Below are 15,946 nucleotides of genomic sequence, written 5' to 3'. Positions count from 1 at the left end.
CGCTGAAATTTATAGTCTCTCAAAGGGAGGCTTTGTTTAAAATCTTGAAATTACAAAGAATTCTTTCCAGGTGATGTAGTGATTGTGCGATGAGAGCTGACTTTTTGAGGTTGTGGGTGATTGTAATGGGTTGGTAGAGGCTGTTGTCACCGGTTTTTAATGTTCGCCAACAGTTGGTTAAGTATCTTTAGTCGGTGATGGACGGCTTTGAAGTAGTCGGATATTTAAAATAAGCAGCTATGGTGCTGGTAGGGTTTATTTTTTAGATGTTTCTTGTGTGAAGTAGTAAACTGCTGTTTGTTAATTATTGGAATGGCTTGGGCTTTATGTTGCTGAGAATTTAAGGCGTTGTGTTGGATTTTTGTGACTGATGTGGGTGGGTGCTTGGTTTGTGGTGGCTTTTTAGGGGGGGAGAGCTTTTATTTATTTGTGCTGCATTGGATATTTTTTTAGCTGGGTAAGCGTTGCTGAAAGTCTTTTTTATAAATTTATGGATTAGAGTAAGTATGGCGATTTTTTTATTGATGCTAGTGATTGCAGGAGTTTCGCTACTGCTAACTTGGGTTTTGCGACGCTACGCTTTAGCTAGCAGTTTAATGGATGTTCCCAATAGTCGTAGTTCTCATTCGGTGCCTACCCCGAGAGGAGGTGGGGTTGCTATTGTTTTGAGTTTTCTTGCATTTACTCCTCTTATGATTTTTGTAGCGGAGGTTCCTTTGCTTTCCGTAGTAGCTTTATGGGGGGCTGGAGCGCTGATAGCTATAGTCGGCTTTTTGGATGATCATGGGCATATAGCGGCACGTTGGCGACTACTCGCTCATTTTACCGCCGCAATATGGGCGTTGAGTTGGCTGGGTGGTTTGCCTCCGCTTAATATTTTTGGCTTTGATCTCAATCTTTCATGGTTTGGGCATATCTGTGCAGTTTTCTACTTGGTCTGGATGCTCAATCTATACAACTTTATGGATGGTATTGATGGTATTGCTAGTGTTCAGGCAGTGAGTACATGTCTTGGTGTCTGTGTGATTTACTGGTTTGCTGATGCCCCATCATTGATTTGGTTGCCATTATTGCTATCAATGGCAGTCTTGGGTTTCCTTTATTGGAACTTCCCTCCTGCACGTATTTTTATGGGTGACGCAGGCAGTGGTTTTCTGGGACTTGTTCTAGGCGTTCTTTCCGTGCAAGGGGCTTGGGCTTCTTCTCGGTTTCTTTGGGTATGGTTGATTCTTCTTGGTGTATTCATTGTTGATGCGACCTTTACTCTGATCCGTCGATTGTTGCGCGGGGACAAGGTCTATGAGGCGCATCGCAGCCATGCTTATCAGTTTGCATCCCGCCAGTTTGGGCGGCATTTACCAGTGACCCTTGCTGTTTTGGGAATCAATATTCTTTGGCTGCTGCCGATAGCAGTGTGCGTGGGACTGCTTGGGTTGGATGGTATTATCGGTCTAATTCTGGCCTATGCGCCGCTGGTCTTTCTTGCTTTTAGGTTTCACGCGGGTGAGCTGGAGAAAACCAGCTGATATTGCTTGGTCTTCGGAGCGGCTGAGCGCAGGGCGTTTTCAATCATTTTGCAAAATAGATCTAGGCTGAGGGCCGAGGTTCGAAAAAGGGATTATGGATAAAATACGAACACTGTTGTTGAGGCTCCCGCGGCGGCAAAAGCGCGTGCTGCAGGTGATCACCGACATTTTGCTGGTCTGGATCGCTCTATGGATGGCATTTGTTGTCAGGCTTGGTTTTGACGATCTCAACAACCCTTTTATTGTGCATTTTTGGTTGTTCGCCAGTGCTCCAGCGGTGGCTATCCCTTTGTTCATTAAGTTCGGGATGTATCGCGCGGTCATGCGTTATTTCGGTAACGATGCCCTTATTACCATCGTTAAGGCTGTAACCTTGTCAGCCCTGACCCTTGCTCTTGTAGTCTATTTATATAGTAATCACCAGACTGTGGTGCCGCGCTCAATCGTATTCAACTATTGGTGGTTGAGCATGGTAATGATTGGCGGACTTAGGCTGGTTATGCGTCAATATTTCCTTGGCGACTGGTTTACCACTGCGCAGCATGTACCCTTTACTAATCGTGATGATGGTCTGCCTAAGGTGGCTATCTACGGTGCTGGAGCTGCAGGAAATCAACTAGTGGCGGCGTTGCGATTGGGGCGCCTGATGCGTCCTGTAGCCTTTATAGATGATGATAGCAGTATTGCAGATCGGATGATCGCCGGACTGCAGGTATACAAGCCCAAGCATTTGCAGCAAATGATTGATGATACAGGGGCGCAAGAGGTTCTCTTGGCAATCCCTTCGTCCAGTCGTAGTCGTCGAAGAGAGATCTTGGGGTTTCTGGAGGGGTTTCCGCTACATGTTCGAAGCGTTCCAGGCTTCATGGATCTGGCTAGCGGCCGAGTGAAGGTCGATGATATTCAAGAAGTAGACATTGCTGACTTGCTTGGACGTGACTCAGTTCCAGCCCAAAGCGACTTGTTGGCGCATTGTATCAAGGGTGAAGTAGTTCTGGTAACGGGCGCTGGAGGGTCTATAGGCTCCGAGCTTTGCCGTCAGATTTTGCTCCAGGAACCCAGTACACTGATATTGCTAGATCATAGTGAGTTCAATCTTTACAGTATTCTTTCTGAGCTTGAACAACGTGTATCCAGAAGCTCTTTGGGTGTAAAGCTTTTGCCTATTCTTGGCTCTGTGCGCAACTACGAAAAGTTGCTATCTGTCATGAAGACTTGGAGTGTCAATACTGTATATCACGCTGCTGCATATAAGCATGTACCGATGGTGGAGCATAATATTGCAGAGGGTGTACTTAACAATGTAATGGGTACGCTCAATACCGCACAGGCCGCACTGCAGTCCGGAGTAGCCAACTTTGTATTGATCTCCACTGACAAAGCAGTCCGCCCAACGAATGTGATGGGTAGTACCAAGCGACTGGCGGAACTGACACTGCAGGCGCTGAGCAAGGAGCAGGCTCCGGTGCTGTTCAATGACTTGTCGAATGTATCACGGGTCAATAAAACACGTTTCACCATGGTTCGTTTCGGTAATGTATTGGGCTCTTCAGGTTCGGTCATTCCTTTGTTCCATAAGCAGATCAAAGCTGGTGGTCCATTGACGGTTACTCATCCCAAAATCACCCGTTATTTCATGACCATTCCGGAAGCTGCTCAGTTGGTTATTCAGGCGGGTTCGATGGGGCAGGGCGGTGATGTTTTTGTGCTGGATATGGGCGAGCCAGTAAAAATCGCCGAGCTGGCAGAAAAAATGATTCACCTTTCCGGTCTGAGTGTTCGATCGGAAAAAAGTCCTCATGGCGATATCGCTATTGAATTCACCGGCCTTCGCCCGGGTGAAAAGCTTTACGAAGAGTTGCTGATTGGAGATAACGTCGCCGCCACTCGGCATCCGATGATCATGAGTGCCAACGAAGACTATCTGCCTTGGGAGACGCTCAAGACCAAGCTCACGGAGCTCCTCGAGGCCCTTGAGGTTGATGATTATTCAAGAGTTCGCCAACTGCTCCGCGAGACCGTAAGCGGCTACGCACCGGATGGTGAAATAGTCGACTGGGTTTACCAGCAGCGCCGTCTCAAGCCTTGAATATACACACGCAGTAACCCTCCTGCTTTTGACTTGCTCCCCGCATCACCTAGGTTTGGAAGGCAGCTTCGGAAAAGCTGCTTTCCTTACTCGATGTCATGGAGCGTCACTATGCGTAACTCATATTTCTCCTCGTTGATCTTTGCTCTTCTTGCCAGCTTGTCGCTTGCCACTCAAGCAGCACCGGCTCTCAAGACCCAGGCCATTTCTCCCGAAGTGGCTGAGCAGGTCACGACCAAAGCAAGCAAGGTCAATCTCAATACTGCAGATGAGGCAGTTTTGCAGCGCGAACTCTTTGGCGTGGGGGCTGCCAAAGCCAAGGCGATTGTCGCTTACCGGGAAGAAAACGGGCCCTTTGCATCGGTGGATGAGCTGCTGGAGGTCAAGGGGATTGGCAAGACCATTCTCGAACGTAATCGCGACAAGCTCGACGTCAATTGAGTTAGGCGCATAAGTTGAAGGCCGGTCTATGACCGGCCTTTTGTATTTCGTGAGCTTGGTGGCTGAGGGAGAAGCTGTGATGAGAGAATCGACGCAGCATTGAGTGGGCTCGATCAGGGTGAGCTGATCACACAACCTTCGCTACCCGATCCGGCGAATTGGCAGGCCCTGGTGGCAGCGTGCCTGGCTTGGGATCTTACCTGTCCCGCCGCAGTGCGGCGGCGCAGGGCTGAGCGAGTTGTGTTAGCGTCGCTCCTGCTCTTTAAGGCCCTCACGGACTACTTTTAGTATCTGCGCTCCCAGTTCCGGGTTTTCCACACTGCGAGAGAGCATCAGCGCCCCCACCAGGGCGGACATGATCATCAGGCTGCGTTCGGTTTTATGTTCGCCCTCCAGGGTCGCTTCTACTTGTTCAAGCCTGGCTTTGAGAACCGCATCAGTCGTCGGGCTGGGCTGGCCGCGCTGACCAAGCTCTGAGCTCATGGTCGGAAGTGGGCATCCTTGATGGGGGGACTGCTGGTGCCATTCGGAAAGATAGTTGTCGATAAAGGCCGGTAGAGGGTGCTCTTGTGCGAACAGGGTAGCGCAATGGGCATCCAGCTCTTCGGCAGAGGCGAGCAGCGCTTCTTCTACCAGTTGATCCTTGGATTCGAAGTGCGAGTAGAAGCCGCCATGGGTCAAACCCAGGGCTTTCATCAGGGGTTGCAGGCCTGTTGCACCTATGCCGTCGCGTCGAAAACGTTCTGAAGCTTCTTTGATAATGCGTTTATGGGTCTGGGCTTTATGGTCTGGCGAATAACGCATTTGAGAAATCTCCGCAACTAGACCGCTATTTTAACCAAGGTTCGTCAAATCATGCGCCAACTTCTCAACAGGGATTGCAGGCATTGACAGCTTCCTGACAGTTTTTCGCGAGGTGAAAAAGACTGTCTGGAGTTGGCACGATAAGTGTTTACCTGTAACTCATGAATTGTTGAACAATCTCGAGGCGTTTCATGAGCGACGGTTTATCCCTGGCGGATCTCATTACCGTAGAGCTGCGGGCGGACATCATTGGCGGCCGCTTGATGCCCGGCATGGCGCTGGTGGAAAGCGAGCTGGTCAGTGCCTATAACGCCTCACGCAACACTATCCGTGAGGCCCTGCATCGTCTTGGGCAGGAGGGGTTGACCTTGTATGTGCGGCACAAGGGCGTGATGGTCCGTCGCCTTGATGCTGACGATGTGCGCGATCTGTTCCGGGTACGGCGTACCTTGGAGTTGCAGGCCATCGCCCATGCCCGGCCGCTACGCGAGTACCAAGCCGATCGCATGCTCGATGCCATCGAAGCGGCGGAACTGGCGCGCGAGCGTGAGGACTGGCGTGCGGTCGGAACCCATGGCCTGCGTTTTCACCAGCATGTAGTGGGGTTGCTGGATTCGCCGCTGTTCGATGAGTTCTTTACCAATGTGGTGGCGCAACTGCGCCTGGTGTTTTGTGCGGCGCCTGATGAAGCACGGTTCCAGGCGCCCTGGCTGAGCCGCGACCGGCAGATCCATGAGTGGCTTGTGGAGGGCGACAAAGTTTCCGCCACAGAGGCCATGGAGTTGTATCTGGACGACTCGGAACGCCTGCTGTTGGACATGCTCGACCAATCCTTGCGTCACTGAACGAGGGCGATACCCATGTACAAAGACTATCCAGCGGCTTATCAGGTCAGCAAAGGCTCGGCGCTCCAGGTGGACACGGCCTTCTACGAGCGTATTCGCGATACCCCGGCACAGCGCACGCTGATTGAGCAGTTCGAGGTGCCGATCCGTACCGGGCGGGCCTGGAAAGTGCCCGCAGGCCACGTGTTTCGCGTCACCACGCCGGTTGGTCCGCAAGTGGGCGATTTCAACGTCTGGAACGCCAATGATCCACGCGAACGCTTGTGGGCGGCGCGTACCCGGCAGTTGCAGGGCGCTCACGTCAGTACCCATGACCGGCTCTGGTCGAACCTGCCTTTCCTGCGTCCCCTGGTCACCATCACTGATGACAGCCTGGCGAGTTACGGCATCGATGAGCACGGCGGTCGCCTCCACGACCTGTTGGGCACCCGCTGCGACCCCTATGTAAACCGCATGCTCACCGGGGAGGACTTCCACCACCACTGTCACTCCAACCTGACCCGGGCGGTGCTGCCGCATGGCCTTACCGAGTTCGATGTGCACGATGTGCTGAACATCTTCCAGTGCACCGGCCTGAATCATGACGACATGTACTTCATGAAGGCCTGTCCGGCACAGAAGGGCGACTACCTGGAGTTCTTTGCCGAGATCGACCTGCTGTGTGCGCTGTCGACCTGTCCGGGAGGGGATCTGTCGCTACCGATGTGGGGCCCCGACGCCCAGGATCCGTTGTGCGTATGCCGGCCGTTGGGAGTCGAGGTATATCGTCTCGACGAGGCCCTGCTCGAAGGTTGGAGCCAGCCGCAACGTGCGGCCTACCAGGGGCTGCACGGTCTGCATATCGCCAAGGCCGAATGGGAAAAGTAGGGCATGAAATAGCCCCTTCATCCGAGGGTGAAGGGGCTGGGGATTACCGATCACGCGCTTCCTTGGCGTCCATTTCCGCGTTGCGCTCGGCTACGCGCTTACGTTGCTCATCGGTCAGTTCCACCTTGTTGGCGGTGTCGCGCAGCATCATCAAGCCGCCGACGATCGAACCGATAGCAACCACCAGAATCAACCAGGCATACCAGGGCATAGGGCTCTCCTTAATGGGCAGTTGCCCGAGGGCGAAGGTTCGCGCTCGGGCCGGCCTGTAACGCTTTGAGTTAAAGCGTTTCGCAGTGGTTCCATTGTATGCCTGATATGCGCGGGGCGAGCAGGGTGCGGCTCAGCGTCCGGTCAGCATGGCATCCACCGGGGCATCGGCTCGCAGTTGCCCGGTGAGCCGGAAGTAGATGAAACCCAGCACCATGAAGGCAAGGAAGATCAGGCCGATCAGGGCGTTGAACCAGGCCATGGCCACCAGGCAGACCGCGGCCAGCGCCAGCGCGATGGCAGGTACCAGTGGGTAGCCTGGTGCACGGAAGCTGCGCGGCAGGTTCGGTTCTGCCCTGCGCAGCTTGAACAGGCTGAGCATGCTCATGATGTACATCACGATGGCGCCGAACACCGCCATGGTGATCATGGCGGCGGTCAGGGTCATGCCGCCGAGGTTGATCAGGCCATCGCTATAGATCGCAGCAATGCCGATCAGGCCACCCGCGATGATCGCCCGATGCGGCGTTTGGAAGCGCGACAGCTTGGCCAGGGAGGCGGGCAGGTAACCGGCCCGGGCCAGGGCGAAGAATTGCCGAGAGTAGCCGAGGATGATGCCGTGGAAACTCGCCACCAGGCCGAACAGGCCGATCCACACCAGCATGTGCAGCCAGCCGGAGCTGTCGCCCACCACCGCTTTCATTGCCTGGGGCAGCGGGTCGTTGATGTTCGACAGGCTGCGCCAGTCACCCACGCCACCGGCGAAGAACATTACCCCCATGGCCAGCAGCACCAGGGTCAGGATGCCGCTGATATAGGCCTTGGGAATGGTGCGCTTGGGGTCCTTGGCTTCTTCGGCGGCCATGGCCGCGCCTTCGATGGCAAGGAAGAACCAGATGGCGAAGGGGATCGCGGCAAACATCCCGGCAATCGCCGGGGCGCCGAAGATGTCGGTGCCGGCCCAGCCATTGAGGGCGAAGTTGCTGAAGCTGAAAGCCGGGGCCACAACGCCCATGAACACCAGCAATTCAGCCACTGCCAGTACGCAGACCACCAGTTCGAAGGTGGCCGCCAGTTTCACTCCGAGAATGTTCAGGCCCATGAAGACCAGGTAGGCACCCACTGCCGCGTGCTTGGAGTCCAGCCCCGGAAACTGCACGTTCAGATAGGCACCGATGGCCAGGGCGATCGCCGGCGGGGCGAAGACGAATTCGATCAGGGTGGCCAACCCGGCGATCAACCCGCCTTTTTCACCAAAGGCACGACGGCTGTAGGCAAACGGGCCGCCGGCATGGGGAATCGCCGTGGTCAGCTCGGTGAAACTGAATATAAAGCAGGTATACATGGTTGCGACCATCAGCGAGGTCACCAGAAACCCCAGGGTTCCGGCCACGCCCCAGCCGTAGCTCCAGCCGAAATACTCCCCGGAAATCACCAGGCCGACCGCGATGCCCCATAAATGCAGCGTGCCCAAGGTGGGCTTGAGTTGTGTGTTCATCGGTTGCTCCCTGAACGATTAGGACGTGCTCGCAAGCGTCCATTGCAGCGCCCATGCCAAACCCGGGATCGCCGTCGTAAAGCACTCAAAGCTGTCGTATCGAGGATGTATCGCCGATTTTAGCGTCAGTGGCCTTCAGAGCATCGGCCGCTGCTGCCTCGCATCGGAGCAGTCGCGCGCCAGAGGGGGGCGCAGGTCTTCGTCGGCTGTTGCGAAGGCCGTGTCAGGTCAGTCTTTACGCTTTCTTTATGCGCGGCCCACCCCGTCGCTCTCGTTCCTTTACAGCCTCCCTGCGGACAATGCCTGCATTCGCGGCAATCGCCGTACCACGGAGACATTCCATGAACATTCTGGACGCGGTGTCGCTGCTGCTGGCAGTGGGCCTGTTCATTTATTTACTGGTTGCGCTGCTGCGCGCGGATCGGAACTAGGAGCTGCGGTTATGCACAGTTATGACTATTGGCTGATCCTCGCCTTCTTCGCTTTGGTGCTGTTGCCGGCGCCATGGCTGGGGCGCTTCTACTACCGGGTCATGGAGGGCCAGCGCACCTGGCTGAGCCCGCTCCTGGGCCCGGTGGAGCGCGTCTGCTATCGGATTTCCGGCGTCGATCCGCAGGACGAGCAGAGCTGGCAGAAATACACCCTGGCCTTGCTGGCCTTCAACCTGGCGGGTTTTGTCCTGCTGTTCGCCATTCTGCTGTTCCAGGATCATCTGCCGCTCAATCCGCAGAATCTTCCGGGGCAGGAATGGACCCTGGCGTTCAACACCGCGGTCAGTTTCATGACCAACACCAACTGGCAGTCCTACAGCGGCGAGGCCTCCCTGAGCTACCTCAGCCAGATGGTCGGCCTCACCGTGCAGAACTTTGTCAGCGCCGCGACCGGGCTGGCGGTGCTGGTGGCCTTGTGCCGTGGCATTGGCCGGCGCTCGGTGCGTACCCTGGGCAACTTTTGGGTCGACATGACCCGCGCCACCCTCTACGGCCTGTTGCCACTGTGCCTGCTGCTGGCGCTGTTCCTGGTCTGGCAGGGCGTGCCCCAGACCTTTGCCCATTACGTGGATGCGCTGACCCTGCAAGGCACTGACCAGGTCATTCCCCTGGGCCCGGCCGCCAGCCAGATCGCCATCAAGCAACTGGGCACCAACGGCGGTGGGTTCTTCGGCGTCAACTCGGCGCACCCGTTCGAGAACCCCACGGCCTGGAGCAACCTGTTCGAGCTGGTGTCGATCATCCTGATTCCGGTGGCTCTGGTGTTCACCTTCGGCCATTACGTCAAGGACCTGCGTCAGAGCCGGGCAATCATCGCCTGCATGTTTGCCCTGTTCGTGATCGGCGGCGCCACCTCGCTGTGGGCGGAGTACCAGCCCAACCCGGCGTTGCAGAACGCCGCGGTAGAACAGACGGCCCCTCTGGAAGGCAAGGAGGCACGCTTCGGCACCACCGCCACCGTGCTCTGGTCGGTGACCACCACTGCCGCGTCCAACGGTTCGGTGAACGGCATGCATGACAGCCTCAACCCGCTCAGTGGCATGGTCGCGCTGATCAACATGATGGTCGGCGAGGTGATCTTCGGCGGCGTCGGTGCCGGCCTCTACGGCATGCTGCTGAACGTGCTGATCGCGGCATTCCTCGCCGGGCTGATGATCGGTCGGACCCCGGAGTACCTGGGCAAGAAGCTCCAGGCCAAGGAGGTGCAACTGCTGGTGGTGACCTTGATGGTCATGCCCATCGGCGTGCTGGTCCTGGGCGCCCTGGCCGCGAGCCTGCCGGGCCCGGCCGGTGCCATCAGCAATCCGGGGCCCCACGGCTTCAGCCAGTTGCTGTACGCCTACACCTCCGCCAGTGCCAACAACGGTTCGGCGTTCGGCGGCTTCAGTGCCAACACCCCGTTCCACAACCTGATGCTGGGCCTGGGCATGCTGATCGGTCGCTTCGGCTACATCCTGCCGGTGCTGGCCCTGGCTGGCAGCCTGGCAATGAAGAAGACCGCGCCCATTGGCCAGAACAGCTTCCCCACCCATGGCCCGCTGTTCGTGGCCCTGCTGACCGTGACCATCTTGCTGGTCGGCGGCCTGACTTTCCTGCCGACCCTGGCGCTGGGCCCGATCGCCGATCACCTGAGCATGGGCTTCTGAGGACCTGATGATGAATATGCATGTTCCTGCCTCGAACAAGGCGGCCGATGCGGTCGCCAAGAACGAGCCGGCCAAGGCCGAAGCGTCGAGCACGGCGATCTCGGCCCTGTGGCGCCCGGCGTTGATCCAAGCGTTCGTCAAGCTCGACCCGCGCCAGTTGCAGCGCTCGCCGGTGATGCTGGTGGTGGAGCTGACAGCGATCCTGACCACCCTCCTGTGCTGGGTGCCGGACACTGCGGTACCGACCTTCGTCGCCGCGCAGATCGCCCTCTGGCTGTGGTTCACCGTGCTTTTTGCCAACTTCGCCGAAGCCCTCGCGGAAGGCCGCGGCAAGGCCCGCGCCGACAGCCTCAAGGCCGGCAGCGAGGGCTTGAGTGCCCGCCGCCGGGTCAGTGACGGTAGCTATCAGCAGGTGCCGGCGACCAGCTTGCGCAAGGGCGATGTGGTGCGGGTTGAGGCCGGCGAGATGATTCCCGGAGATGGCGAGGTCATCGAAGGCATTGCCGCGGTCAACGAAGCGGCGATCACTGGCGAATCGGCACCGGTGATTCGTGAGTCTGGCGGTGACCGCTCAGCGGTGACCGGCAACACGCGGCTGGTCTCCGACTGGCTGCTGGTGCGCATTACCAGCAACCCCGGTGAGTCGACCCTGGACCGCATGATCGCCTTGGTGGAAGGCGCCAAGCGGCAGAAGACCCCCAATGAAGTGGCCCTGGATATCCTGCTGATCGGCTTGACCCTGATCTTTCTGCTGGTGGTGGTGACCCTGCAGCCGTTCGCCCACTTCGCCAATGGCAGCCTGCCGCTGGTGTTCCTGGTGGCGTTGCTGGTGACCCTGATCCCCACCACCATCGGTGGTCTGCTCTCGGCCATCGGGATTGCCGGGATGGACCGTCTGGTGCGCCTGAACGTGATCGCCAAATCCGGCCGTGCGGTGGAGGCGGCGGGAGATGTGCACGTGCTGTTGCTGGACAAGACCGGCACCATCACCTTCGGCAACCGCCGTTGCAGTGCCATCTACCCGGCCCCGGGTGTCAGCGCCCAGGTCCTGGCCGAAGCAGCCCTGATGGCGTCCCTGGCGGACGACACTGCCGAAGGCAAGTCCATCGTCGAGTACCTGCGCGAGCTTTATCCACAGCCCGAGCCGGGCAGCGAGCTGCTGACGGCCGTGCCTTTCAGTGCTGAAACCCGTTTGTCCGGTGTCGACTACCAGGGCCGGGTCTATCGCAAGGGTGCGGTGGATTCGGTGCTGAATTTCGTCGGCCTCAAACGCAGTGACCTGGCGCCGGCCCTGTCCCGGGAAATCGACAAGATTGCCCAGAGCGGCGGCACGCCGTTGCTGGTCTGCGCCGAAGGCCGGATGCTCGGCGCCATTCACCTCAAGGATGTGGTCAAGCCCGGCATTCGCGAACGCTTCGCCGAGTTGCGCAAACTGGGCATCCGCACCGTCATGGTGACCGGCGACAACCCGCTGACCGCCGCGGCCATTGCTGCCGAAGCCGGGGTCGATGATGTGCTGGCTGAGGCCACGCCGGAGAAGAAGCTGGCGCGCATTCGCCTCGAACAGAACGATGGGCGCCTGGTGGCCATGTGCGGTGATGGCGCCAATGACGCGCCGGCGCTGGCTCAGGCCGATGTCGGCATGGCGATGAACGACGGCACCCAGGCGGCCCGCGAGGCGGCCAACATGGTCGACCTGGACAGCGATCCGACCAAGCTGCTGGACGTGGTGCAGATCGGCAAGGAATTGCTGGTGACTCGCGGTGCATTGACCACCTTCTCCATCGCCAACGACGTGGCCAAGTACTTCGCCATTCTGCCGGCGCTGTTCGCGGCGATTTATCCACAGCTGGGGGTGCTCAACGTCATGCAGTTGAGCAGCCCGCAGAGCGCGATCCTTTCGGCGATTGTGTTCAACGCCCTGATCATCGTGGTGCTGATTCCGCTGGCGCTGCGCGGGGTGCGGGTCCAGGCGGCCAGCGCTGCGCATCTGCTGCGGCGCAACCTGCTGATCTACGGCGTGGGCGGAATTGTCGTGCCCTTTGTCGGGATCAAGCTGATCGACATGCTGCTGACCGTGCTGCACCTGGTGTAACGCCCTTTAGAAGCCGGCTTGCCGGCGAAGGTGCCGCAGGGCTTGTGATCCGCCAGCCGCTGCGGCAACTGAATGAATCGAGGAGTGAGAGATGACTAGCGTATTGCGTCCGGCCTTGAGCCTGATTGTGTTGATGACCTTGATCACCGGCGTGGCCTATCCGCTGGCGGTAACCGGCGTGGCTCAACTGGCGTTCCCGCAGCAGGCCAATGGCAGCCTGGTGCGTGATGCCGATGGCAAGGTGCGTGGTTCGGCCCTGATTGCCCAGGATTTCGTCGGTGATGCCTGGTTCCATCCACGCCCTTCGGCGGGAGCCTTTGCCACGGTGTCCAGTTCTGCCAGCAACCTGGCGCCGAGCAACCCGGCGCTGGCTACGCGGGTGATCGAGGACGCCAACAAGCTTATGGTCCCAGGGCAGGGGCCGGTGCCCCTGGCACTCTTGACCACCTCGGGCAGTGGCCTTGATCCGCACTTGCCACCCGAGGCAATTGACTATCAACTGGCGCGGGTCGCGGCGGCCCGCCACTTGCCGCCGGCCAAGCTGCAGGCGTTGGTGGATGCCCATGTCGAGCGGCCTCTGGTGGGGCCGCCGGTAGTCAACGTGCTGGCCCTGAACCTGGCCCTCGAACACCTGTAGCGGCTGCCGAGCCTGCGAGGCTGCAAAAAGCCGCGCAGCGGCTGTCAGCCCCGGGGAGTGCTACCAATCGCAGCTAAAGTGAGCGCAGATTGAACCGAATGTCCTATCGCAGAGAGAAAGCCCATGAGTGATTCCGGTCGCGCCGACGCGTTGCTGGCCGAGCTGCCCCGGGACGGTCGCGGCCGGCTCAAGGTGTTCCTGGGCGCGGCGCCCGGGGTTGGCAAGACTTACGCCATGCTCCAGGCGGCCCATACGCAGCTGCGCCAGGGGGGCAAGGTCCTCGCCGGGGTGGTGGAGACCCACGGCCGCGCCGAGACCGAAGCCTTGCTGAGCGGCTTGCCCCAGCAGCCATTGGTACGTTCGCAATACCGTGGAGTGATGCTGGAGGAAATGGACCTCGACGGTCTGCTCAAGGCCAAGCCCAAGCTGGTGCTGGTGGACGAACTGGCCCACAGCAATGCCCCGGGCAGCCGGCATGCCAAGCGCTGGCAGGATATTCAGGAGTTGCTGGCCGCCGGGATTGACGTGTTCACCACGGTCAATGTCCAGCACCTGGAAAGCCTCAACGACCAGGTACGCGGCATCACTGGGGTCCAGGTTCGCGAGACCTTGCCTGACTGGGTGTTGCAGGAAGCCTATGAATTGCTGCTGGTGGACTTGCCGCCCCGCGAGCTCTTGGAGCGCCTGCGGGACGGCAAGGTCTATGTACCCGAGCAGGCGCGGGCGGCCATCGATGCGTTCTTCACCCAGACCAACCTCACCGCCTTGCGCGAGTTGGCGATGCAGACCGCCGCGGCCCAGGTGGACAACGACCTGGCCCTGGGCTATCGCCAGTTGGGGCAGGCGGCGCCGGCGGTACGCGGGCGGTTGTTGGTGGGCATTGACGGCGATGCCCAGGCCGAGCGCCTGGTGCGCCACGCCAGCCGTGTGGCTCAGCGCCGGCATCTGCCCTGGAGCCTGGTGCATGTGGACAACGGCCGGTTGCGCGACGAGCAGGCACGGCTGCGCTTGCAGGCCGCTCAACAGCTGGCCGAGCGCCTGGGCGGGGAAGTGGTCCTGCTGCGCGCCGGTGAAGTGGCCAAGACCCTGATCCAGCACGCTGCCGAACGTCGTGCCAGTCTGCTGCTGGTGGGGCAGTCCAGCCGCCGCTGGCGTCGACGCTGGTTTGGTGGCGGCTTGGCGGCGCGTCTGCTGCGCAATGCCGACGGCCTGGAAATCAATGTTCTGGACAGCGAGCCGCTGCCCCATCAGCCGGGCTTGCGAACCGTGCATTCGCTGCGCTGGTTCGACTATGGCCTGGCCCTGGTGGCGACCATTCTGGCCAGCGCCCTGGCCTGGGGCGTGGCCAGTGTCCTGCCGCTGCCGAACATCTCGCTGGTGTTTCTCGCTGCGGTGTTGCTGGTGGCAGTACGCAGCAGCCTGGGGCCGGCCCTGGCCTGTGCCGCGTTGTCGTTCCTGGCCTATGACTTCCTGTTTATCCCACCCAGTTTTTCCTTTGCCATCCAGCGTGAAGAGGATGTGCTGACCCTCTTGTTCTTCCTGCTCATGGCGGCGCTCACCGGCAACCTGGCGGCGCGTCAGCGGCGGCAGTTGCAGGCGCTGCGTGATACTCAGGAGGAAACCGGCGAGTTGCTCGACCTGTCGCGCAAGCTGACGGCCGCTACCGATCGGCAAGCGGTGATCAGTGCCGCTGCCCAGCATCTGCATGGTCGTGACTCATTGCGCATCTGCCTGCTCAACCGCGACGGGCAGGGCGGCTGGAAAGTCGAGACAGGCGATGCGCCGTCGTTCTCCGAGGCTGAGCGAGCGGCGGCCGACTGGGCCTGGCAGCATGATCAGCCGGCGGGCTTGGGCACTGGAACATTGCCCTTCGGCCGTTGGTGGTGGTGGCCGCTGTCGGTGGATGACGGGCCCCTGGGCCTGCTCGGCGTTTGTCCGAAAGAGGGCGAGGCGTTCAGTGGCCAGCGTCGGCGTCTGCTCACGGCCCTCAGCCAGCCCCTGGCCCAGGCTCTGGCGCGGGCGCGGTTGGCCGAGGACCTGGAAGCAGCGCGGCTGCACGGCGAAACCGAACAGTTACGCAGCGCCTTGCTGGCTTCGGTGTCCCATGACCTGCGCACGCCCCTGACTTCGATGCGCGGCAGTATCGACAGCCTGCTGGCGCTGGGTGAGGCGATTCCCCTGGAAGATCGGCGGGAGCTGCTGGAGGGCACGCGGGATGAAGCCGAGCGCCTGGACCGTTACATCCAGAACCTGCTGGACATGACCCGGCTTGGCCACGGCGCCTTGAAACTGGCTCGCGACTGGGTGGCCCCGGGGGATATTGTCGGCAGTGCGCTGAACCGCCTGCGGGTGGTGCTGGCGCCGTTGCAGGTCAGTACTGAACTGCCGCCGGACCTGCCTCTGCTTTACGTGCACGCCGCCCTGATCGAGCAGGCCCTGGTCAATGTGCTGGAGAATGCCGCGCGCTTTTCGCCACCCCAGGGCCATTTGCAGCTCAAGGTCAGCGCCGATGAGCAGCAATTGAGCTTTGCCGTCAGCGATGAGGGGCCGGGGATTCCCGAGGACGAGCGGGCGAAGATCTTCGACATGTTCTACACCGCTGCCCGTGGTGATCGAGGCGGGCAAGGCACCGGGCTGGGCTTGGCCATCTGCCAGGGCATGGTCGGCGCCCATGGCGGGCATATCAGCGTTGCAGACGGCATCGGTGGCCACGGTACGTGCATCACCCTGCATCTGCCGTTGCAGGCCCAACCGGCGCTTGAGTCTGACCTGTGAATACCTGTAGAACGCGGTGTAC

General features: G+C 59.5%; 13 protein-coding genes and 1 pseudogene. 11 read left to right on the top strand and 3 right to left on the bottom strand.

Annotation, left to right across the window (positions count from 1 at the left end):
* Positions 1-506 precede the first annotated feature (506 nt).
* The 4 genes and pseudogenes from LXM55_RS09080 to LXM55_RS32635 all read left to right on the top strand — a co-directional run.
* A complete protein-coding gene (locus tag LXM55_RS09080; protein WP_233320087.1) occupies positions 507-1,526 on the top strand; it encodes an MraY family glycosyltransferase in 1,020 nt (339 codons plus the stop codon).
* A 94-nt stretch (positions 1,527-1,620) separates the two neighbouring features.
* Entirely contained in the window at positions 1,621-3,615 is a 1,995-nt protein-coding gene (locus tag LXM55_RS09075) for a nucleoside-diphosphate sugar epimerase/dehydratase (protein WP_267924186.1), read from the top strand.
* A gap of 111 nt (positions 3,616-3,726) precedes the next feature.
* Positions 3,727-4,056 carry a ComEA family DNA-binding protein gene (locus LXM55_RS09070; protein WP_233320086.1) on the top strand — a complete coding sequence of 110 codons (330 nt, stop codon included), beginning with the start codon at positions 3,727-3,729 and terminating at the stop codon, positions 4,054-4,056.
* 81 nt (positions 4,057-4,137) lie between these two features.
* A pseudogene (locus LXM55_RS32635) lies at positions 4,138-4,289 on the top strand (SDR family NAD(P)-dependent oxidoreductase); the annotation flags it as partial.
* A gap of 10 nt (positions 4,290-4,299) precedes the next feature.
* On the opposite strand, the gene LXM55_RS09065 reads toward LXM55_RS32635, so the two are convergent.
* Positions 4,300-4,860, bottom strand: a complete 561-nt coding sequence (locus tag LXM55_RS09065; protein WP_233320085.1) for a TetR/AcrR family transcriptional regulator — start codon at positions 4,858-4,860, stop codon at positions 4,300-4,302.
* Positions 4,861-5,051: 191 nt separating this feature from the next.
* Between LXM55_RS09065 and LXM55_RS09060 the strand changes: the two genes are divergently transcribed.
* Both LXM55_RS09060 and LXM55_RS09055 read left to right on the top strand, forming a co-directional pair.
* Positions 5,052-5,705, top strand: coding sequence for a GntR family transcriptional regulator (locus tag LXM55_RS09060; protein ID WP_233320084.1), 654 nt, complete (start codon positions 5,052-5,054; stop codon positions 5,703-5,705).
* A gap of 15 nt (positions 5,706-5,720) precedes the next feature.
* Positions 5,721-6,572 carry an urea carboxylase-associated family protein gene (locus LXM55_RS09055; RefSeq protein WP_233320083.1) on the top strand — a complete coding sequence of 284 codons (852 nt, stop codon included), beginning with the start codon at positions 5,721-5,723 and terminating at the stop codon, positions 6,570-6,572.
* 43 nt (positions 6,573-6,615) lie between these two features.
* Here LXM55_RS09055 and LXM55_RS09050 read toward each other — a convergent pair whose 3' ends face one another.
* Positions 6,616-6,783 carry a DUF2897 family protein gene (locus tag LXM55_RS09050; protein WP_016964082.1) on the bottom strand — a complete coding sequence of 56 codons (168 nt, stop codon included), beginning with the start codon at positions 6,781-6,783 and terminating at the stop codon, positions 6,616-6,618.
* Positions 6,784-6,915: 132 nt separating this feature from the next.
* Positions 6,916-8,280, bottom strand: a complete 1,365-nt coding sequence (gene eat / locus LXM55_RS09045) for an ethanolamine permease (RefSeq protein ID WP_233320082.1) — start codon at positions 8,278-8,280, stop codon at positions 6,916-6,918.
* Between the two features lie 341 nt (positions 8,281-8,621).
* Here eat and kdpF point away from each other — a divergent pair, with 341 nt between their 5' ends.
* From kdpF to LXM55_RS09020, 5 genes are all read left to right on the top strand, one after another.
* Positions 8,622-8,711 (top strand): K(+)-transporting ATPase subunit F, encoded by a 90-nt coding sequence (gene kdpF, locus LXM55_RS09040; protein ID WP_019092894.1) that lies wholly within the window; start codon positions 8,622-8,624, stop codon positions 8,709-8,711.
* Between the two features lie 11 nt (positions 8,712-8,722).
* On the top strand, positions 8,723-10,417 hold the full coding sequence (gene kdpA / locus LXM55_RS09035) for a potassium-transporting ATPase subunit KdpA (RefSeq protein WP_233320081.1): 1,695 nt from the start codon (positions 8,723-8,725) through the stop codon (positions 10,415-10,417).
* Between the two features lie 10 nt (positions 10,418-10,427).
* The gene (gene kdpB, locus LXM55_RS09030; RefSeq protein ID WP_442799748.1) at positions 10,428-12,512 is read left to right on the top strand and encodes a potassium-transporting ATPase subunit KdpB; all 2,085 of its coding nucleotides are present in this window, start codon (positions 10,428-10,430) and stop codon (positions 12,510-12,512) included.
* A gap of 91 nt (positions 12,513-12,603) precedes the next feature.
* Positions 12,604-13,149, top strand: a complete 546-nt coding sequence (gene kdpC, locus LXM55_RS09025) for a potassium-transporting ATPase subunit KdpC (RefSeq protein WP_233320080.1) — start codon at positions 12,604-12,606, stop codon at positions 13,147-13,149.
* Between the two features lie 123 nt (positions 13,150-13,272).
* On the top strand, positions 13,273-15,924 hold the full coding sequence (locus LXM55_RS09020) for a sensor histidine kinase (protein WP_233320079.1): 2,652 nt from the start codon (positions 13,273-13,275) through the stop codon (positions 15,922-15,924).
* The last annotated feature ends 22 nt before the right edge of the window (positions 15,925-15,946 follow it).

Origin of the sequence: Pseudomonas sp. Au-Pse12, from assembly GCF_021341665.1 — a bacterium.
In the GTDB taxonomy this organism is placed as follows: domain Bacteria; phylum Pseudomonadota; class Gammaproteobacteria; order Pseudomonadales; family Pseudomonadaceae; genus Aquipseudomonas.
The sequence above is the reverse complement of the archived record's forward strand: the minus strand, read 5'-3'. Positions and strand labels throughout refer to the sequence as shown.